The sequence below is a fragment of the Actinoplanes sp. NBC_00393 genome (genome assembly GCF_036053395.1).
Classification (GTDB): Bacteria; Actinomycetota; Actinomycetes; order Mycobacteriales; family Micromonosporaceae; genus Actinoplanes.
The window spans coordinates 4,794,891-4,814,068 of sequence record NZ_CP107942.1; the positions used below are offsets into that span (position 1 = coordinate 4,794,891).

The following is a 19,178-nucleotide window of genomic DNA, read 5'->3' on the forward strand; positions in this document are numbered from 1 at the left end:
AATCCCGGCCGGCGGTTCCACAAAGGACCCATCCGGCGGCTGCAAGATCCCTGATCGGGGAGGCCCGGGTGAGCACTGACCACGAGTCCGGCGGCGCGACAGTCCGCCGGCTCCAGCTCGGCGCGCACCTGCGAGCCCTGCGCCGGGCCGCCGGGCTGACCCGCGACCAGGCCGGCTATCACATCCGCGGCTCCGAGTCGAAGATCAGCCGGATGGAGCTGGGCCGGGTCAGTTTCAAGGAACGCGACGTCACCGACCTGCTGAAGCTGTACGGGGTGGACGACCCCGCAGAACACACCCGGGTCCTGACGATGACCCGCGAGGCGAACGCGCCCAGCTGGTGGCAGGCGTACGGCGACGTCCTCGAGAACTGGTTCCAGAACTACCTCGACCTGGAGCAGGCCGCCGAGCTGATCCGGACCTACGAGGTGCAGTTCGTCCCCGGTCTGCTGCAGACCGACGCGTACGCGCGGGCCGTGATCCGCCTCGGCCACGACAACGCCTCCCCCGGCGAGATCGACCGGCGCGCCAAACTGCGGATGGCCCGCAAACAGGTGCTCGAGGGCCCGGACGCGCCCCGGCTCTGGGCCGTCCTCGACGAGGCCGTGCTGCGCCGCCCGATCGGCGGCCGCGCGGTGCTGCGCGAGCAGATCGAGTCGCTGATCGCCGCCTGCGACTCGCCGAACGTGCGGCTGCAGGTGATGCCGTTCGAGTCCGGTGGGCACGCCGCGGCCGGCGGCGCGTTCAGCATCCTGCGCTTCCCGCATCAGGAACTGCCCGACGTGGTCTACATCGAGCATCTGACCAGCGGTCTCTACCTGGAGAAGCGCGAAGAGGTCGACCACTACGCGGCGGCGATCGGCCGGCTCTTCATCGAGGCCGAGCACCCCAGCCGGACGCCGACGTTCCTGCGCAAGCTGCTCGCCGAGCTGGACGGGTAACGCCAAGTCGGGGCACAGATCCCGCACAAGCTCCGCCGCTTCACTTCCGAGTGTGAACAGCTTCAACAGCGAAACTCGCAAGATCAGCCGACGTGGCCTGCTGGCCGGTGGTCTGGGTCTGCTGGCCGCGGCCGGCGCCGGCGGGGGCTGGGCCCTCGACCGGTATGTGCTCGACCACGTCGAGGTGTCCGGCGCCTCCGCCCTGACCGCGACGAACGTGGTGGCCGCCGAGGCCGACGCCTCGGGCACGGCGACCGCGACCGGATACACCAGCGACACCGCGACGATCGCCATCGAGAAGGTGGTCACCGGATCCGGGTCGGACCAGGTGACCTACTTCGTCGCGGACGTGCGGGTCGGCGACGCGACGATCGTGCGGTCCGCCTTCGCCAACGACCAGTTCGGCGAGAACATCATCGCCGACCCGTCGCAGATCGCCGCCTCGGTGAACGCGGTGCTCGCGATCAACGGGGACTACTACGGGTTCCGGGACACCGGCATCGTGATCCGCAACGGGGTGGCGTTCCGCGACTCCGGGGCGCGGCAGGGCCTGGCGTTCTACGCCGACGGATCGGCTTCGCTGTACGACGAGACCAGCACCACCGCGGAGAAGCTGCTCGCCGCCGGGGTGTGGAACACGCTGTCGTTCGGGCCGGGGCTGGTCGAGAACGGCACGGTGATCAGCGGCATCGACCAGGTCGAGGTGGACACGAACTTCGGCAACCACTCGGTGCAGGGCAACCAGCCGCGTACCGGGGTCGGCCTGATCGACGCCAACCACCTGCTGTTCATCGTGGTGGACGGGCGCAGCCAGGGGTACAGCCGGGGCGTCACCATGCCGGAGTTCGCGCAGATCTTCGCCGACCGCGGCGCCGACGTCGCCTACAACCTCGACGGGGGCGGATCCTCGGCGATGATCTTCCAGGGCGGGCTGGTGAACAACCCGCTCGGCAAAGGTCAGGAGCGGGGCACCAGCGACATCCTGTACGTCGCGGGCTGATCGTCATGATCGTGCTGATTCCCGCGTACCAGCCGGACGGCCGGCTCGCCGACCTGGTCCACCGGCTCGGCCGGCACCGGGTGGTCGTGGTCGACGACGGCAGTGGTCACGCGTACGCCGAGGTGTTCGCCGAAGCGCGCCTGGCCGGCGCCGAGATCGTCACGCTGGACCACAACCGGGGTAAGGGCTTCGCCCTGAAGACCGGCTTCGCGCACATCGGGGCCCGCCACCCCGGCGAGGACGTGGTCTGCGCGGACAGCGACGGGCAGCACCGGCCGGAGGACATCGAGGCGGTCGCGGCCCGGGTCGGCACCGGTGATGCGGCGATGGTGCTCGGCGTACGCCGCTTCACCGGGCCGGTGCCGGCCCGCAGCCGCTTCGGCAACGCCGCCACCCGGCTGTTCTTCCGGCTGGCGACCGGCCTGGCGGTCACCGACACCCAGACCGGGCTGCGCGGCTATCCGGCCCGCATGCTGCGCACGCTGGGCGAGGTGCCCGGCGACCGGTTCGAGTACGAGCTACGCCTGCTCCTGCGCGCCGCGCGGGACCGGATGCCGATCGAGGAGGTCGAGATCGCCACCGTCTACCTCGACGGCAACAGATCGTCGCACTTCCGGCCGCTGCGCGACTCGGCCCGGATCTACCGGCCGCTGCTCGCCTTCGCCGGGTCGTCGCTGCTGGCCTTCGCGGTGGACGCCGCGCTGCTCGCGGGGCTGGTCACGTGGACCGGGGAGCTGGCCGCCTCGGCCGTCGCCGCCCGCCTGGTCAGCGCGACCCTGAACTACACCGTCAACCGGGGAGCGGTCTTCCGCGGCGGCGCCCGGATCCCGCACCGGCAGGCGGCGCCGCGCTACGTTGCGCTCGCCCTGACCTCGCTGACCGCGAACGTGCTGCTGCTGCAACTGCTGGCCACGGCAACCGGATCGCTGGTGGTGAGCAAGGTCGTCACCGAGTTCGGGCTCTTCCTGGCCGGGTTCGCGCTGCAACGGGCGTACGTCTTCGCCCACCCGCGCCTGAATCGCAACCCGGCCGCATCCGGCCGACACCCGGAGGTCCGCAGCCTTGTCTCATGAGCAGCGCCTCGAGTTCCGCCGTGCTGACCCGGCGCATCGCGGCCTGGCACCTCTGCCTGGCCGCCGCCCCGATCGTCATCGCCGCGTACTACGCCCTGGTCCGCCTGGACGTGTCGCCCGGAACCCAGATGGCGCTCTACGTCAGCGCCAACGCCGTCTCCGCGCTGTGCTGCCTGTACGCCGCCCGCCGCCACCCCGTGCTGCGCCGGGCCGCGCTCTTCCTGGCGGCGTCGTCGCTGGTCAGCGTGGCCGCCGACGTCATCTTCTACTTCCAGGCGCTGGTCAACGACGAGGTGCCCTACCCGGGCGTCGCCGACGCGTTCTACCTCGCCGCCTACCCGCTGATGGCGGTCGGCCTGCTGCTCATCATCCGCCGCCGCACCCCCGGCTGGGACGGGGCCAGCGCCATCGACGCGGCGATCGTCGCGGTCGGCGCCCGGCTGATGCTCGGCGCCGGGCCCCGGTCGGTATCGCTGCGCCTGATCGGCGGCTACCTCGGCCTGGTGCTCTACCCGGACACGGTGTACAGCATCCAGACCCTCAACGGCACCTACCAGGTGGCGAACTACCTGGACGCGCTCTGGATCGCCTCGGGCTTCCTGTTCGCCGCGGCCATGCTGCACCCGTCGGCCCCGAAGCTGGTCAGCGAGTCGAACGCGGCCACCCCGGACGCCACCACCGGGCGACTGGTCATCCTGGCGCTGGCCGCGATGATCGCGCCGACCTCGATCCTGTTCCAGGTCGCGAACGGCCGCGAGGCCCAGGTGGTCGCCGCCGCGGCGGTCTGCAACGTGCTCTTCCTGCTCGTACTGGTCCGGATGACCGGCCTGGTCCGGGCGCAGCGGCTGGCCGCCATCACCGACGGCCTGACCGGTCTGCGCAGCCGCCGCTACTTCGAGGAGGCGCTCGGCAACGAGGGCGCCCGCGCGGAACGGCACGAACAGCCGCTGAGCATGCTGCTGCTGGACATCGACCACTTCAAGCACGTCAACGACACGTACGGCCACAACGGCGGCGACCGGGTGCTGGTCGAGGTCACCCACCGGGTGCAGGAGCTGATCCGCCCGGGCGACGTGGTGGCCCGGTACGGCGGCGAGGAGTTCGCCGTGCTGCTGCCGAACACCGGGCCGGAGCAGGCCTGGGAGATCGCCGAGCGGGTCCGCCGCGGGGTGGGCGCCGCGCCGATCGCGGTCGGCCCGGACCGGCTGTCCCGGGTCACCGTCTCGGTCGGCATCGCCGGCATGCCGGCCGCGGCCACCACCGACGAGCTGGTGCTCGCGGCGGACCGCGCCCTGTACGCCGCCAAGAACGCCGGCCGCAACCGGGTCGCCGCCGCCGACGGCGCCGACCAGCTCCCGGCCTCCGCCGCCGCCTGACCCCGACCGGGGTGTCGGCCGCGTATTCCGAACAGTCACAATCGTCGGCATGCGGTTCGGCATCCTGGGTCCGCTCCGGGCGGAGCACCCCGACGGGCGGCCGATCCCCCTCGGCGGCCCCCGCCTGCGGGCCCTGCTGGCCATGCTGCTGCTCGAGGCGGGCCGCCCGGTCGGCATCGAACGGCTGATCGACGGCCTCTACGGCACGCATCCGCCGGCCGGCGCCGGCAACGCGCTGCAGTCGCAGGTGTCCCGGCTGCGCCAGACGCTGCCGGTCGAGCTCGGCCCGGCCGGCTACCGGCTCGCCGTCGAACCGGACGACGTCGACGCCCACCGCTTCGCCGCCCTCGCCGCGGCCGGCCGGCAGGCCCTCACCGCCGGTGACCCGGACCGGGCCGCGAAGCTGCTGGACGAGGCCGCGACGCTGTGGCGCGGTGAGCCGCTGGCCGATGTGCGCGGCGCGCCGTTCGCCGGCGTCCACGCCGACCGGCTGACCGAACTGCACCTGAGCGCCACCGAGGACCGGCACGAGGCCCAGCTGCGCCGGACCGGCTCTCCGGTGCCTCCGGGCGACGGGAGCCGACTTCCGGGGCCGCCCGCATCGCTGCCGGGCGACGCGATCGCCGAGCTGCGCACGCTGGTTGCCGCGCATCCACTGCGCGAGCGGCCGCGGGGGTTGCTCATGCGCGCCCTGGTCGCGGCCGGCCGTCCGGCCGAAGCCCTGGCGACGTACGAGGAAGCCCGCCGAACCCTCGCCGAGGAGCTGGGCGCCGACCCGTCCCCCGAGCTGGCCGCCCTGCACACCGCGATCCTGCGCGGCACCGCCACTCCGCCGGCTTCGGCTGCCGCACGGCCGCACCCGCCGCCGGCCGCCCGGTCCGGCCCCTCGCCATCGCCGCCGGTGCCGGGTCCTGCCGAACCGGCCGGTCCCGTCCGCCTCGGGGTGCCCACCCAGCTGACCAGCTTCATCGGGCGCGACGACGAGCTGAACCGGGTCGCCGCCGCGCTCGGCACCAACCGGCTGGTCACCCTGCACGGCCCGGGCGGCGCCGGCAAGACCCGGCTGGCCGCCGAGTCCGCCGGCCGCCATGACGGCGACGCCTGCTTCGTGGAGCTGGCCGCCGCCGGCGCCGACGACGTGCCCCGGGCGGTCCTCGGCGCGCTGGGCCTGCGCGACGTCGGCCTCACCGACCGGCAGGCCGTCGCCGCCGAACCGCCCGCCGCCACCGACCGGCTGGTCGCCGCCCTGGCCAACCGGCGGCTCCTGCTCGTGCTGGACAACTGCGAGCACGTCGTCGACGCGGCCGCCACCCTGGCCGGGCGGCTGCTCGCCGCCGCGCCGCAGGTACGCATCCTCGCCACCAGCCGGGAACCCCTCGGCATAACCGGTGAAACCCTGATCCCGGTCTCCGGCCTGCCGGTGCCCCCGGACGGCGCCGCCGGCCACGACTTCCCCGCCGTCCGGCTGTTCACCGACCGCGCCGCCGACGTCTCCCCCGGCTTCGCCGTCACGCGCGAGAACGCCGCCGCGGTCCACCAGATCTGCCGGATGCTCGACGGCCTGCCGCTCGCCGTCGAACTGGCCGCCGCCCGCCTGCACGCCCTGCCGGTCGTCGAGGTGGCCGCCCGCCTCGACGACCGGTTCCGGCTGCTGTCCCGGGGAAGCCGGACCGCCGACCCCCGGCACCGGACGCTGCAGGCCGTGGTCGCCTGGAGCTGGGACCTGCTCACCGAACCCGAACGGGTCCTGGCCCGCCGCTTCACCGTCTTCGCCGGCAGCGCCGGACTGGACGCCGTCGAGCAAATCTGCGGATCCGGGCCGGACAGCGTCGAGATCCTCACCGGCCTGGTGGGCAAGTCGCTGATCGAGCGCGACGGGGACCGCTACCGGATGCTGGCGACGATCCGGGCGTACTGCGCGGACCGCCTGGCCGAATCCGGCGAGCAGGAACAGATGCGGCGCGCGCACGCCGCGTACTTCGTCGGCCTGGCGCGGACGGCTGACCCGCGGCTGCGTACCGCCGAACAGCTCGTCTGGCTGGACCGGCTGGACGCCGACCGCGACAATCTGCACGCCGCGCTGCGGCGTTCCTCGGCCGCCGGCGACGCCGGCTCGGCGTTGCGCCTGGTCTCCGCGCTCTCCTTCTACTGGTGGCTGCGCGGGCTGCGCGCCGAGGCCACCGAGCTGGCCCGGCGGGTGCTGAGCGACACCGGCGCCGAGCCGCCGCCGGGACTCACCGAGGAGTACGCCCTCTGCGTGCTCAACGCGACCCTCGGTGGCGCCGAGCCACCCGCGCCACGCTGGGCGAAGTTCATCATGACGCTCACCGAGCCGCCGACCCAGCCGTTCCTGCTCTACCTGTCGGCGATGGCGGTCGGCCCGCCGGACGCCGCACCCGGCGAGGTCGTGGCCCTCAACCACCGGTTGCGGTCGAAGCTCGGCGGTGAACCGTGGAGCCATGCGCTCGGCGGCATCGGCGGCGGCTGGATGCTGATCTTCGCCGGGGCCACGGTGGACGAGGCCGAGCGGGACTTCGCTGCCGCGCTGGCCGGGTTCCGCCGGCTCGGCGAACGCTGGGGCACCATGCTCGCCCTGTCCGGGATGTCGGAGATGGCGATCTGGCGGGGTGATGCGGCCGGCGCGATCGAGCCGATGGACGAGGCGCTGCGGCTCGCCGGGGAACTCGGCTCCACGGTGGACGTCGCCGACCTGCTCCGCGGCCGCGGCGAGGGCCGGATGAGCGCCGGCGACCTGGCCGGCGCCGCCGACGACTTCACCCGCTCCGCCGAACTGGCCCGCGGTTGCGGCGCCCCCGAACTGGTCGCGGCCGCCCTGCTCGGCCTGGGCACGGTGGCCCTGACCCGCAACGATCTGGCCGAGGCGGTCCGCCGCTGCCAGGCGGCTCTGGAGGCGTGCCCGAACGGCTGGTACGGCGCCGACGGGACCCGGATGGCGATCCTGGTGGTGCTGGGCCGGATCGCCGAGGCCACCGGCGACCCGGTGACCGCGGCCGATCGCTACCGGCAGGTGTTCACGGTCCGCACCGGGATGCTCGGCTTCCAGGTGATGGCCGAGGCGATCGACCGGCTGGCCACGCTGACTCTGGCCGACGGCGACGCCGCCGGGGCCGCCACCCTGCTCAGCACGGTCCTGGCCCTGCGCCTGCGGCCCGACATGGAGGGCTCCGAACTGGCCGAGCGGGTCGCCTCCGACGCCCGCGAAAAGCTCGGCCCGGACGCGTACGCCGCCGCCGTGGCCCGCGGCGCCGCCCTGTCCACCGCCGAGGTCTACACCCTTCTGCAGGCACGACCCGGCTGACCGGCGGCCGTCAGCGCGCGGTGCGTGGACGGTCAGTGGGCCGGGCCAGGCTCAGCGCATGACGACGACATCCGCGGTCGTGGCCGAAGGGCTGCGCAAACGCTATCGGGGCGGGAACGGCACCACCGCCCTGGACGGATTCGACCTGCACGCCCCGGCCGGCACCGTCTACGGTCTGCTCGGCCCGAACGGCGCGGGCAAGACGACCGCCGTACGGATCCTGTCCACTCTGCTCAGCTTCGACGCCGGCCGGGCGGAGGTGGCCGGCGCCGACGTCACCCGCCGGCCCGACGTGGTCCGCGACCGGATCGCGCTGACCGGCCAGTACGCCGCGGTCGACGAGATCCTCAGCGGCCGGCAGAACCTGATCCTGTTCGGCCGCCTGCACCACCTGAGTGCCGGGGAGGCCCGCAGCCGCGCCGACGAACTGCTCGAACGCTTCGACCTGGCCGGCGCCGCCGACCGGTCGGCCGGGCAGTACTCCGGTGGCATGCGCCGCCGGCTCGACCTGGCCGCCAGCCTGATCCGCCGCCCGCAGGTGCTCTTCCTCGACGAGCCGACCACCGGGCTGGACCCGCGCAGCCGCAACCAGGTCTGGGACACCGTCCGCGGCCTGGTCGCCGACGGGACGACCGTGCTGCTCACCACCCAGTACCTGGAGGAGGCCGACCAGCTGGCCGGCCGGATCGCGGTGGTGGACGCCGGCCGGGTGGTGGCCGAGGGCACCCCGGGCGAGCTGAAGGCGGCGATCGGCGCGGACCGGCTCGAGGTGGGTGTCCGCGACGCCGACCGGCTCGACGACGCGGCGGCGCTGGTCACCCGGATCACCGGCACGGCGCCGGACGTGGACCGGGATCACCGGCGGCTGCGGGTTCCGGTCGCGGACCGGGTGGCCGCGCTGACCGCGGTGGTGCGCGCGCTGCAGGACGCCGGGATCGCGGTGGCCGACGTCGGCATCCACAGCCCCACCCTCGACGAGGCGTTCCTGCACCTCACCGGCCACACCGCCCAGGCGTCAGCGACGGAGGAGAACCGATGACCACCATCACCGAAACGCCGGTCACCCGTACCGTGGCTTCCCCGGCCCGGCGGCGCCGCGCCTTCCTGGATGCCCGGGTGATGACCGGCCGCTATCTGCGGCACGTGATCCGCGCGCCCGAGGAACTGGTGATCTATTTCAGCCTGCCGATCATGTTCGTGCTGGTCTTCGGGTATGTCTTCGGCAGCGGCATGCAGGTGCCCGGCGGCGGGAGCTACCGGGAGTTCCTGCTCCCCGGCGTCTTCGTGATGACCATGCTGTACGGCATCGGCGCGACCGCCACCGGCATCGCCGCCGACGTCGGGCGCGGTGTGGTGGACCGGTTCCGGTCGATGCCGGTGGCCCGGTCCGCGCTGATGACCGGCCGGGCGATCGCCGACCAGGCGCGCGCCCTGCTGGAGACCACCGTGCTGGTGGCGTGCGGGCTGCTGGTCGGCTGGACGTGGCACCGCGGCATCGGGAACATGCTGGCCGCGGTCGGTCTGCTCCTGCTGCTGCGGCTGGCGCTGAGCTGGGTCGGCATGACGCTCGGGCTGATCGCGCCGAACCCGGACACAGTCGCGACGATCGTCTTCCCGCTGGCGTTCCCGTTGAGCGCGGTCTCGAACATCTTCGTGGCGCCGGAGCTGATGCCCGGCTGGCTGGGCACGATCGCGGCGTGGAACCCGCTGTCCGCGACCACCACGGCGATCCGCGAGCTGTTCGGCAATCCCGGGCTGGCCGGTGACTCCTGGCCGACCGAGCATGCGCTGCTGCTCGCGGTGGCCTGGCCGATCGTGCTGACTGTGATCTTCGCGCCGCTGGCCGTACGCCGCTATCGCAAGCTGGGCAACTGAGGCCGGGCCGGCAGCCTTAGGACAAAAACGCCTAAAACAGCACTAATTGCTTGTTGCCCTGCAAAGATCATTTAACTGATCAACAGCGGGGGTAGGCAGTGCGGAACGACGCGACCGGACCGGTCATCACCAGGCAAGAGACCACGTTCCCGGGCGCACGCCGGGCCGACTTCCCGGCCCGGCCCGCACTGCCCTACTCCCTGCTGCTCACCCCCGCCGGCACCGCCCGCTCCCAGCAGCTCCCGCTCGAACTGGTCCGCCGCGACATCGCCGGCGACCGCCCCGGCGTGCCGCTGATGCTGCGCATCCGGGTCCTCGGCGCCCTCACCGGCGACCCGGTGGCCAGCGCGGTCGTCGACATCCGGCACATCGCCCCCGACAACGGCGAATTCCTGCGCGGCGCGCAGACCACCGACCCCCAGGGGTACGCCGAATTCCGCACGATCCACCCCGGCTGGCTGCCCGGCCAGGCCGTCCAAATCCGCGCCGAGGTCCACCTGGGCGGATACCTCGCCGGCGGCCGCTCGGTCGCACACACCGGCCGGCTGTACTTCCCGGAGGATCTGACCACCCAGGTCACCGCCCTGCCGCCGTACCGGGAGCAGACGACAGCCCGGACCCCGAACGACGACGACCCGGAAGCAACCACCGGCGCGATCCTCAACGCCGTCCCCCGCGACCGCTACGACATCGCCTCCGGCATCCTGGCCGGCATCACGGTCGCGGTGAACTGAAAGGGCCGCGACGCGGGACGATTCCGGGCATCACGATCGCCCCACGCCACGACAATCTCCTGTACTCCCCGGTGGGCACGGCAGGTTCACCGCTTGCGGCCCGATTTCCACCAACCGCCAAAACCGTCGGGGTACGGGCGCCAGCCGCGGACCGACCGACCGGGCCGGCTCGCGGCGGCATCGGCAGAACCCGTCCCCACATACCCATGGCTCCGACAGACTGCCGAATCGGCCGCTGCGCCAAAACCGACAAACAGCCGAATCAAGCGGTATCCGGTCGCTTACCGCGACTTCCTCGCCCGACGCGGTAGGCGGCCCGCAGGCGGTCAGCCACGCAGATAGGCGAGCACGGCCCGGACCCGGCGATGGTCGTCGACGTCCGGCGGGAGGTCCAGCTTGGCGAGCAGGCTCCCGATGTGCTTGGCCACCGCGGCCTCCGTCACCACCAGCTCGCGGGCGATCGCCGTGTTGGAGCGGCCCTGCGCCATCAACCCGAGCACCTCGCGCTCGCGGGCGGTGAGCCGGTGCAGCGGATCCCGCCGCCGGCTGAGCAGCTGCCGGACCACCTCCGGGTCGACCACGGTGCGCCCGGCCGCCACCGCGGTGAGCGCGTCGACGAACTCGGTGACCTCGCCGATCCGGTCCTTCAGCAGGTAGCCGACCCCGGCGGCCCGGCCGGAGTCGAGCAGCTCGGCGGCGTACGTCTGCTCCACATATTGGCTGAGCACCAGCACCGGCAGATCCGGGTCGGCGGCGCGCAACTCGATCGCGGCCTGCAACCCTTCGTCGCTGAAGCCGGGCGGCATCCGTACGTCCGTGACCACGATGTCGGGCCGGTGCTCGGCCACCGCCGCCCGCAGGGCGGAGGCGTCACCGACCGCAGCGACCACCTCGTGCCCGAACCGGCGCAGCATGCCGGCCACGCCCTCGCGCACGATGATGCCGTCCTCGGCGATGACGACGCGCAGGGCCGCGCTCATGACAGCTCGAACGGCACGGGGATCTCCACGCGCACGAGGGTAGGCCCTCCGGCCGGGCTGGACAGCGTCACGGTCCCGTCCAGCACGGAGACCCGGTCGGCTAGCCCGACCAGCCCGGATCCGCCGGCCGGATCGGCGCCGCCGCGGCCGTCGTCGCTGACGTCCAGGACCAGGCGGCCGTCGGTGATCCAGGCGCGGATCGCGGCCCGCTGCGCGCCGCTGTGCTTGGCCACGTTGGTGAGCGCCTCGGCGACCACGAAGTAGGCGGTCACCTCGATCGCCGCCGGCAGCCGCCCGGGCAGCCGGACGTTCAGGTCGACCGGCAGCGGCGCGGTCGACGCCACCTCGCCGATGGCCGCGGCCAGGCCCCGGTCGGTGAGGACCTGCGGATGCACCCCGCGGATCAGCTCCCGCAGGTCGGTGAGGGCCTGTTTGGCCAGATCGTGGGCGGCCGCCACGGAGTCGGCGGCGGGCGTGCCGGGCGGCAGTTCGAGGCGGGCCAGGCCGAGCTGCATGCTGAGCGCGACGAGCCGCTGCTGGGCGCCGTCGTGCAGGTCGCGTTCGATGCGGCGCCGTTCCACCTCGAAGGCGTCGACCAGCCGGGCCCGGGACCGGGTGACCTCGACCAGGCGGGCGTCGGTGTCGTCGGTGCGCGGCGCGAGGATGGCCCGGGCCATCGCGGCGCGGGCCCCGGCCCAGGCGGTGATCGGGTACGCGAGAACGATCGTCAACGGAATCCCGAGCAGGGTGAACCACACCGTGTTCGACAGCGGCTCGTCGCTGATGAAGTACGGCCCGCCGAGCGTGACCGCCACGGCGTACGCCGTCCCGCCCACCACCAGCGCGTCCATCCAGCACAGCACACCCGCCGAGATCATCGCGTAGCCCAGCTCACGCCACGTCGCCTGCTCCCGCAACCGCAGGTTCAGCCAGGCGCGCAGCCCCGCCCGCGGCGGCGGCTGGTGCGGGTCCGGCAGCTCGTCCAGGTCCACCAGCCGCAGCCGCCGCCGCTCCACCCGGGCCACCACGATCCCGGAGAGGACCGTGGCGATGTATCCGGCGAAGCCGACGACCAGCACCGACAGGACGGTTCCGGCAAGCAGCAGCCCGACCACCGCAAGGATGGTCGCCGCACCGATCAGCGCTCCCCCGAGCAGGTACGCCAGCGACCGCCACGGCCAGGCCGAACGCAGGAACACCGTGGGCCGCAGGGTGAGCGCCTCCAAGGCGTTACGAACGGCCATGCCCGGCACGCTACCGGCCACCCTCCCGGCTGTAGGTAGTGCTGGGTATACCCCTGATCGTCGAGTCCGCGTGACTGTGCCCGGCCGCGCCGGGCGGTTGGCTGAGGGGCATGACGATACGAACGACCGCGGCTGTCGAGCTGCATGGGGTGACCAGGCGTTACGGCACCGGGGAGCGGGCGGTGGCCGCGCTGGACGGGGTGGACATCCGGTTCGAGCCGGGCACGTTCACGGCGGTGATGGGGCCGTCCGGGTCGGGCAAGTCGACGCTGCTGCACTGCGCGGCGGGGCTGGACCGGGTCAGCTCGGGCCGGGTGGTGATCGACGGCGTGCCGGTCGAAGGGCTCAGCGAACGGAATTTGACGAAGCTTCGCCGTACCCGGGTGGGTTTCGTCTTCCAGTCCTTCAACCTGGTGCCGGCGCTGACCGCGGCGCAGAACGTGGCGTTGCCGCTGCGCCTGGCCGGGCGGCGCCCGGCGCCGGGCGAGGTGAGCGCGGTGCTCGCCGAGGTGGGCCTGGCCGAGCGGGCCGGGCACCGGCCGTCCGAGCTGTCCGGCGGCCAGCAGCAGCGGGTGGCGATCGCCCGGGCGCTGGTCACCCGGCCGGCGGTGCTCTTCGCCGACGAGCCGACCGGCGCCCTGGACGCCACCTCCGGCAAGGAGGTGCTGCGGCTGCTGCGGGCCGCGGTGGACCGGCACGGCCAGACCATCGTGATGGTGACCCACGACCCGCTCGCCGCGGCGCACGCCGACCGGGTGCTGTTCCTGGCCGACGGCCGGGTGGTCGACGACGTGCAGGGCCCGGTCGACGTGGAGCAGGTCGCCCTGCACACCGCGCGCCTGGAAGCGGTGACCCGATGAGCGCGGCCGTAGCGATGGTGCGGCACCGGTTCGCGAGTTTCGCCGGCACGTTCGTCGCGGTGGCGCTGGGTGTGGCGGTGCTGGCCGGCTCGGCGACCCTGCATCTGAATTCGCAGCCGGTCGCGCCGGCCCGCTACGACGACGCCCCGGTGCTGGTGCAGCCGGCGACGGTCGGCATGAATCAGTACGGCGAGGAGGAACGCCCGCCCTGGACGGCGGCGGACGCGACGAAGCTGGCGGCCCGGCTGGCCGAGCTGCCCGGGGTCGCGGCGGCGGTGCCCGATCCCGCGTTCTACGTGCAGCGCCTGACCGGTGGCCGGGCGACCGGTGACGCGGAAGCGGCCCGCGTCGACGGGCACTCGTGGTCGTCCGCGCAGCTCGGCGGCTACCGGCTGACGGCGGGGCAGGCGCCGGGCAGAACGAGAGAGGTGGCGCTTGCCGGTGTCGCCCCGGGCACGCGGGTCGAGGTGCTGACCGCGGCCGGGCCGGAGTCGTGGACGGTCAGCGGCACTGTGGACGGACCCGGGTTCTACGTGGCGGACTCCGACGCGTTTCGGCGCGCGCCGGGCGTACCCCTCATCGGTCTGACGGTGACCGGTGATGAGGCGCAGGTGGCCGATGCCGCGCGCGCCCTGCTCAGCGGGGCCGGCACGGTCCGGACCGGGGCGGAACGGGACAAGTTGGAGGCCACGCACGTCACCCGGATCCGCTGGATCGGCGCCCAGTTGCTGATCGCGCTGGTCACGCTGAGTGCCTTCGCCACGATCTTCGTGGTCTCCTCGACCTGCGCGCTGAGCGCCGCTCAGCGGCGGCGCGAGCTGGGTCTGCTGCGTGCGGTGGGCGCGACCCCCGGTCAGGTGCGACGGCAGATGTACGCCGAAACCACCCTGATCGCCCTGCTGGGAGGCCTGGTCGGGGCACCGTTGGGCGCGCTGACCGCCCCGCTGCTGGCCGCCCCGATGGTCGACGCCGGTCTGGAGCCGGCCGGGTTCACGGTGACCTGGCAGCCGCTCGCCGTGTTCGGCGCAGCGTTACTCGGCGTGCTGGTCGCGCTCTGCGGCGTCGCCGTGGCAGCCCGCCGCGCGAGCCGGGTCCCGCCGCTGGACGCGCTGCGCGAGGCGGCCGTGGATCCGCGGGCGATGACCGCGTCCCGCTGGGTGTCCGGCCTGCTCGGAACGGCGGCGGGCGGCGCGCTGCTGGTGGCGATGCCGTCGATGCCGCTGGAGGCGCAGACCACCGCCGGGCTGGGCGCCGCGATGCTGCTGCTCAGCGCCGCCACCCTGCTCTCGCCGGTGCTGATCGGCCCGCTGGTGCGGCTGGTGGCCTGGCCGGTGCGCCGGACCGCGATCGGCATGCTGGTCCGCGAGGGCACCCTGACCGGGGTCCGCCGGGTCGCCGCGACGGCCGCTCCGGTGCTGGCCACGGTCGGTCTGACCGTGCTGCTGACCGGCACCATCGCGACCATCGAGGACGCGGCCGGCATCGACGAGGCCGCCGAGTACCCGGCGGCGAACCTGCTGGTTCCGGACGGCACGCCGGGCCTGACCGCGGCCGCGGTGGCCGGGCAGCCGGGCGAGTCGCGGCTGGAGACGCGGGTCCTGATCGCCGATGGTGGGCAGCTCACCAGCTATTACGCGGCCGGTGTGGCCGGCGCCGGGCCGGGTGCGGTCCTGGCCGGGGACACCGCCACCGAGCTGGGCGTCGAGGCCGGCAGCACGCTCGCGGTGCGCTGGCCGGACGGCAGCACGTCACAGACCCCGGTACGCGCCATCGACCGGAAAGCCCCCGCCCCGGTGGTGTTCCCCGCCGACCTGGTCCGCGAACGGGACCCGGCGGCGCTGACCTCGATGGTCGTCCTGGACGGCGACGCGACGGCCGCCCCCGGCGCCACCACCATGACGGTCGCCGAGTTCGTCCGGCAGGAGATCGACGAGGAGGGGCAGCTCGTCGACCTGTTCCTGTGGACGCTGATCGGCCTGACCGCCGGTTACACCGGCATCGCGGTGGCCAACACCCTGCTGATGGCGACCGCCGCGCGACGGGGAGAATTCGGCGCACTCCGGCTCGCCGGTGCCGGAACCGGGCAGGTCCTGCGGGTCGTGTCGGCCGAATCACTGCTGGCCGTGGTGGTCGGCGCCCTGCTCGGCGGGGCGGTCGCCGGTGTCTCGCTGCTCGGCGTGCGGGCCGCCGTCGAATCCGAACTGGACCAGAAGATCGCGCTGGTGATCCCGTGGCCGGCCGCCGTCGCCGTGACCACCGGTTGCGCGGTCGTGGCGGTGGTCGCGGCGGCCGTGCCGGTCCTGCGCCGACGGTGATCGGTAGAGCCCCCCGAAATCTGATCGACATCGGGGGGCTCCGATGACGGCACAAAACCTCTAGGCTGACGCGATCGCTCTCAGCGAATGCTCAGCCAAAGGGGTCGGAAGATGGGGAGTGACACGCGCCGGAGGTGGCTCTGGGCGCTGGTCGCCGTGCAGGCGGTCCTGGTGTTGCCGGTGGTCTACATCTGGCTCGGTCCGGCACAGGACGCCGTGGAGTCCGCTCCGGACGCGAACATCGGGGCCGGGCTCATCGGCCTCTACCTGCTCGCGTTCGGACTGCCGTGGTCGGTCTTCGTCTGCCTGCTCGACAATCAGTACGAGCTGTTCGACAGCGCCGTGGGCGACCTGATCGTCATCGGGCCGGCCCTGCTCAACCTGGCTCTGACCACGGGTTTCCTGTGGTGGAGCGGCCGGCACCCGGTGTCGGAGAGCGACTGGGAGATCGAGGAGTACGACCCGGACTCCGAGGACGCCGAGGAGGAGTCCGACCTCAGGGGCTGACTCAGCCGCCGCGGGTGCCGGCCGGGACGAACCGGTGCGCCGCGCTGAGTGTCCGGGTCGACCAGCGCATCGCGTCCAGGGCCGGGCCGGCCAGGTCGCCCGAGCCCCACTCCCCCGCCTCGTACGCCCGGACCGCTTCCAGCAGCCCGCCGAGCCGCCCGGTGCCGTAGGTCAGCGCGTCCGAGACCTCCACCGCCAGCGGCAGCTGCTCGGTCATCGCGGCCGGGCTCAGCCCCATCAGCCGGGCCATCCCGGTGACCAGCCCGGCCACGAACGCGGCGCCCGGGTCGACGCCGAAGCGGTTCGCCAGGTTCTCGCAGAGCCGGGCCTGGGTGAGCGCGGTGAGCAGCTGCTCCTCCGGCGCCTCGGCCACGTCGTCGACCACCATGAGGGTGGCCCAGCGGCGGATGTGGGTCAGCCCGATCATCATGATCGCCTGGCGGACCGAGGAGATCCGGCTGACCACCCCGGCGGCCACCGAGTTGCTCACCCGCAGCACCCGCATGGCGAGGGCCGGGTCGCTCGCGATGATCGTGGTGATCTTGTCGAGGCGGACGTCCGGGTGCATCAGCGCGGAGACCAACTCGAGGCGGCGCAGCCGGGACGGGGAGAGGCTGGGGGTGCTGAGCACCTGGGGGCGGCTCAGGGCGTACCCCTGGCGCAGCTCCATGCCGTAGCGGTCGGCGATGGCCACCTGCTCGGCCGTCTCCAGCCGCTCGGCGACCAGCTCGAGACCGGGGTACTCACGGCAGGCGCTGACGATCTCGTCGAGCCGGCTCAGGTCGCCGTCGAGCAGGTCGAGCTTGACGTACGAGGCGAGGCCGAGCAGCTGCTCGTGCCCGGAACCCCACACGAAGTCGTCCAGGGCGATCTTGTACCCGGCCTGGGCCAGCGCGGTGATCCCGTCGATCACCTCGTCGTCGACCTCGACCGTCTCCAGGATTTCCAGCACCACCTGCTCGGGCCCGAACGGCAACGGCAGCCGCCCGGTCACGAACTCGCGGGTCAGGTTGATGAAGCACGGACGCCGCCCGGCCACCTCGGCGATGCCGAACTCGGTGAACACGTTGATCATCACGGTGCTGGTCGCATACGTGTCCTGGCGGCCGGACGCGACGTCGTCCATCCGCCCACGGAACAGCAGCTCGTACGCCACGACAGCGCCGCTGGCATCGAAGATCGGCTGGCGGCCCACGTGCACCGCGTCCAACACCGGGATTCCCACGTCGTGGCCATCGGCACCGGACGGGCTCACTTGATGAATCCGGCCGGGAAACAAAGCCGAAACGTAGGCTTCCACCATTACCCGTGGGCGTGTTGGGATGAGACCGCCGCCACAGCTCACCTCGTGAAGGGGAACCACCGGATGCTCAACCTCTCCGTACTGCTGGAGGACAGCGCCCGCCACTACCCGGAGCGCGACGCCGTCGTCTTCGGGCCCCGGCGGCTGACCTACGCACAGGTGAACGCCGCGGCGAACCAGGTGGCCAACCTTCTGGTCGCGCGCGGGATCCAGCCCGGCGACAAGGTGGCGCTCTCCTGTCCCAACCTGCCGTTCTTCCCGATCGTCTACTACGGCATCCTGAAGGCCGGCGCCGTCGTCGTCCCGCTGAACGTGCTGCTCAAGGGCCGCGAGATCGCGTACCACCTGAGGGACTCGCAGGCGAAGGCGTACCTGTGCTTCGAGGGCACCCCGGAACTGCCGATGGGCGCCGAGGGCTTCGCGGGTTTCCACGAGGTCGGCGACTGCGAGCAGTTCTTCCTGATCACCGCCGACCCGGCGGCCGCCTCGCCGATCGAGGGCGCCCAGACGCTGGGTTCGGGCCTGGCCGGGCAGTCGCCGGTCTTCGAGACCGTGCTGCGCGACGAGACCGATGCCGCGGTCATCCTCTACACCAGCGGCACCACCGGGCAGGCCAAGGGCGCCGAGCTGTCCCACTCGAACCTGGTGCTCAACGCGCTGACCTGCAACCGGCTCTTCGGCACCCAGCCGGCCACCGACACCCACCTGCTGGTGCTGCCGCTGTTCCACTCGTTCGGCTCGACGGTCAACATGAACGCGGGCTTCTCCACCGCCGCCACCCTGGTGCTGCTGCCCCGCTTCGACGCGGCGGCCGCGGTGCAGCTGCTGCAGTCGGAGAACGTCACCTTCTTCGCCGGCGTCCCGACCATGTGGTGGGGCCTGCTCAACGCGCTGGGCGAGGGCGTCGACGTGGAGCGGATCGCCGGCAACATGCGGGTCGCGGTCTCCGGCGGCTCCAGCCTGCCCGTGGAGATCATCAAGGCGGTCAAGGAGCGTTTCGGGGTCACCATCCTGGAGGGCTACGGCCTGTCCGAGACCTCGCCGGTGGCCACCTTCAGCGACCCGGACAGCGAGCCGCGTCCCGGCTCGATCGGCGTCCCGATCTGGGGCGTCGAGGTGAAGCTGATCGACCCGGAGTGGAACACGATCGAGGCGTCCGACGAGATCGGCGAGATCGCGATCCGCGGCCACAACATCTTCCGCGGCTACATCGGCCGGCCGGAGGCGACCGCCGAGGTGATCCGCAACGGCTGGTTCCGCACCGGTGACCTGGCCCGCCGCGACAAGGACGGCTTCTACTACATCGTCGACCGGGCCAAGGACATGATCATCCGCGGTGGCTTCAACGTCTACCCGCGGGAGATCGAGGAGGTCCTGATCACCCACGAGGCGGTCTCGCTCGCGGCGGTGATCGGCGTGCCGCACCCCAGCCACGGCGAGGAGATCAAGGCATTCGTGATCCTCAAGCCGGGCGCGCAGGCCACCGAGGACGAGCTGGTGGCCTGGAGCAAGGAGCAGATGGCGGCGTACAAATACCCGCGCGTCGTGAGCATCGTCGAGTCGCTGCCCATGACCGCCACCGGCAAGCTGCTCAAACGCGAACTCAGCTGACCCGTGCGGATTCTCGCCCGGCGGGTCCCGCCGGGCGAGA

The 19,178-nt window shown here is 72.9% G+C and carries 15 protein-coding genes; 12 read left to right on the forward strand and 3 right to left on the reverse strand.

Annotated features, from left to right (window positions below; translation table 11 throughout):
* Positions 1–68: 68 nt before the first annotated feature.
* From OHA21_RS22560 to OHA21_RS22595, 8 genes are all read left to right on the forward strand, one after another.
* Positions 69–941, forward strand: a complete 873-nt coding sequence (locus tag OHA21_RS22560) for a helix-turn-helix domain-containing protein (protein WP_328476691.1) — start codon at positions 69–71, stop codon at positions 939–941.
* Between the two features lie 52 nt (positions 942–993).
* Entirely contained in the window at positions 994–1,941 is a 948-nt protein-coding gene (locus tag OHA21_RS22565; RefSeq protein WP_328476693.1) for a phosphodiester glycosidase family protein, read from the forward strand.
* A 5-nt stretch (positions 1,942–1,946) separates the two neighbouring features.
* Positions 1,947–3,014 (forward strand): glycosyltransferase, encoded by a 1,068-nt coding sequence (locus OHA21_RS22570; protein ID WP_328476695.1) that lies wholly within the window; start codon positions 1,947–1,949, stop codon positions 3,012–3,014.
* The gene (locus tag OHA21_RS22575; RefSeq protein WP_328476697.1) at positions 3,011–4,390 is read left to right on the forward strand and encodes a GGDEF domain-containing protein; all 1,380 of its coding nucleotides are present in this window, start codon (positions 3,011–3,013) and stop codon (positions 4,388–4,390) included. Before OHA21_RS22570 ends, OHA21_RS22575 begins: the two co-directional genes overlap by 4 nt.
* A 49-nt stretch (positions 4,391–4,439) precedes the next feature.
* The gene (locus OHA21_RS22580; protein ID WP_328476699.1) at positions 4,440–7,709 is read left to right on the forward strand and encodes an AfsR/SARP family transcriptional regulator; all 3,270 of its coding nucleotides are present in this window, start codon (positions 4,440–4,442) and stop codon (positions 7,707–7,709) included.
* A gap of 58 nt (positions 7,710–7,767) precedes the next feature.
* Positions 7,768–8,748, forward strand: a complete 981-nt coding sequence (locus tag OHA21_RS22585; protein WP_328476701.1) for an ATP-binding cassette domain-containing protein — start codon at positions 7,768–7,770, stop codon at positions 8,746–8,748.
* Between the two features lie 80 nt (positions 8,749–8,828).
* Positions 8,829–9,584: an ABC transporter permease gene (locus OHA21_RS22590; protein WP_442875169.1), complete on the forward strand. Its 756-nt coding sequence runs from the start codon at positions 8,829–8,831 to the stop codon at positions 9,582–9,584.
* A gap of 98 nt (positions 9,585–9,682) precedes the next feature.
* Positions 9,683–10,318, forward strand: coding sequence for a hypothetical protein (locus OHA21_RS22595; protein WP_328476705.1), 636 nt, complete (start codon positions 9,683–9,685; stop codon positions 10,316–10,318).
* A 326-nt stretch (positions 10,319–10,644) separates the two neighbouring features.
* On the opposite strand, the gene OHA21_RS22600 is transcribed toward OHA21_RS22595, so the two are convergent.
* Together OHA21_RS22600 and OHA21_RS22605 are read right to left on the reverse strand one after the other, a co-directional pair.
* Entirely contained in the window at positions 10,645–11,298 is a 654-nt protein-coding gene (locus OHA21_RS22600; protein WP_328476707.1) for a response regulator transcription factor, read from the reverse strand.
* Positions 11,295–12,542, reverse strand: a complete 1,248-nt coding sequence (locus OHA21_RS22605) for a sensor histidine kinase (protein WP_328476709.1) — start codon at positions 12,540–12,542, stop codon at positions 11,295–11,297. Before OHA21_RS22605 ends, OHA21_RS22600 begins: the two co-directional genes overlap by 4 nt.
* A 110-nt stretch (positions 12,543–12,652) precedes the next feature.
* On the opposite strand from OHA21_RS22605, the gene OHA21_RS22610 reads away from it, so the two are divergent.
* From OHA21_RS22610 to OHA21_RS22620, 3 genes are all read left to right on the forward strand, one after another.
* Positions 12,653–13,402, forward strand: coding sequence for an ABC transporter ATP-binding protein (locus tag OHA21_RS22610; RefSeq protein ID WP_328476711.1), 750 nt, complete (start codon positions 12,653–12,655; stop codon positions 13,400–13,402).
* Positions 13,399–15,717: an FtsX-like permease family protein gene (locus tag OHA21_RS22615; RefSeq protein WP_328476713.1), complete on the forward strand. Its 2,319-nt coding sequence runs from the start codon at positions 13,399–13,401 to the stop codon at positions 15,715–15,717. The genes OHA21_RS22610 and OHA21_RS22615 overlap by 4 nt, the downstream gene beginning before the upstream one ends.
* A 111-nt stretch (positions 15,718–15,828) precedes the next feature.
* Positions 15,829–16,224, forward strand: a complete 396-nt coding sequence (locus OHA21_RS22620; RefSeq protein WP_328476715.1) for a hypothetical protein — start codon at positions 15,829–15,831, stop codon at positions 16,222–16,224.
* Between the two features lies 1 nt (position 16,225).
* Here the strand turns inward: OHA21_RS22620 and OHA21_RS22625 are convergent, their stop codons facing one another.
* On the reverse strand, positions 16,226–17,449 hold the full coding sequence (locus OHA21_RS22625) for an EAL and HDOD domain-containing protein (protein WP_328476717.1): 1,224 nt from the start codon (positions 17,447–17,449) through the stop codon (positions 16,226–16,228).
* Between the two features lie 141 nt (positions 17,450–17,590).
* Between OHA21_RS22625 and OHA21_RS22630 the strand changes: the two genes are divergently transcribed.
* Entirely contained in the window at positions 17,591–19,138 is a 1,548-nt protein-coding gene (locus OHA21_RS22630) for a long-chain-fatty-acid--CoA ligase (RefSeq protein ID WP_328478494.1), read from the forward strand.
* The last annotated feature ends 40 nt before the right edge of the window (positions 19,139–19,178 follow it).

Coding starts and splice junctions, on each gene's coding strand:
- OHA21_RS22620 (WP_328476715.1), top strand. CDS start 15,829: ATGGGGAGTGACACGCGCCGGAGGTGGCTCTGGGCGCTGGTCGCCGTG.
- OHA21_RS22630 (WP_328478494.1), top strand. CDS start 17,591: ATGCTCAACCTCTCCGTACTGCTGGAGGACAGCGCCCGCCACTACCCG.
- OHA21_RS22590 (WP_442875169.1), top strand. CDS start 8,829: ATGACCGGCCGCTATCTGCGGCACGTGATCCGCGCGCCCGAGGAACTG.
- OHA21_RS22610 (WP_328476711.1), top strand. CDS start 12,653: ATGACGATACGAACGACCGCGGCTGTCGAGCTGCATGGGGTGACCAGG.
- OHA21_RS22605 (WP_328476709.1), bottom strand. CDS start 12,542: ATGGCCGTTCGTAACGCCTTGGAGGCGCTCACCCTGCGGCCCACGGTG.
- OHA21_RS22615 (WP_328476713.1), top strand. CDS start 13,399: ATGAGCGCGGCCGTAGCGATGGTGCGGCACCGGTTCGCGAGTTTCGCC.
- OHA21_RS22570 (WP_328476695.1), top strand. CDS start 1,947: ATGATCGTGCTGATTCCCGCGTACCAGCCGGACGGCCGGCTCGCCGAC.
- OHA21_RS22575 (WP_328476697.1), top strand. CDS start 3,011: ATGAGCAGCGCCTCGAGTTCCGCCGTGCTGACCCGGCGCATCGCGGCC.
- OHA21_RS22585 (WP_328476701.1), top strand. CDS start 7,768: ATGACGACGACATCCGCGGTCGTGGCCGAAGGGCTGCGCAAACGCTAT.
- OHA21_RS22600 (WP_328476707.1), bottom strand. CDS start 11,298: ATGAGCGCGGCCCTGCGCGTCGTCATCGCCGAGGACGGCATCATCGTG.
- OHA21_RS22580 (WP_328476699.1), top strand. CDS start 4,440: ATGCGGTTCGGCATCCTGGGTCCGCTCCGGGCGGAGCACCCCGACGGG.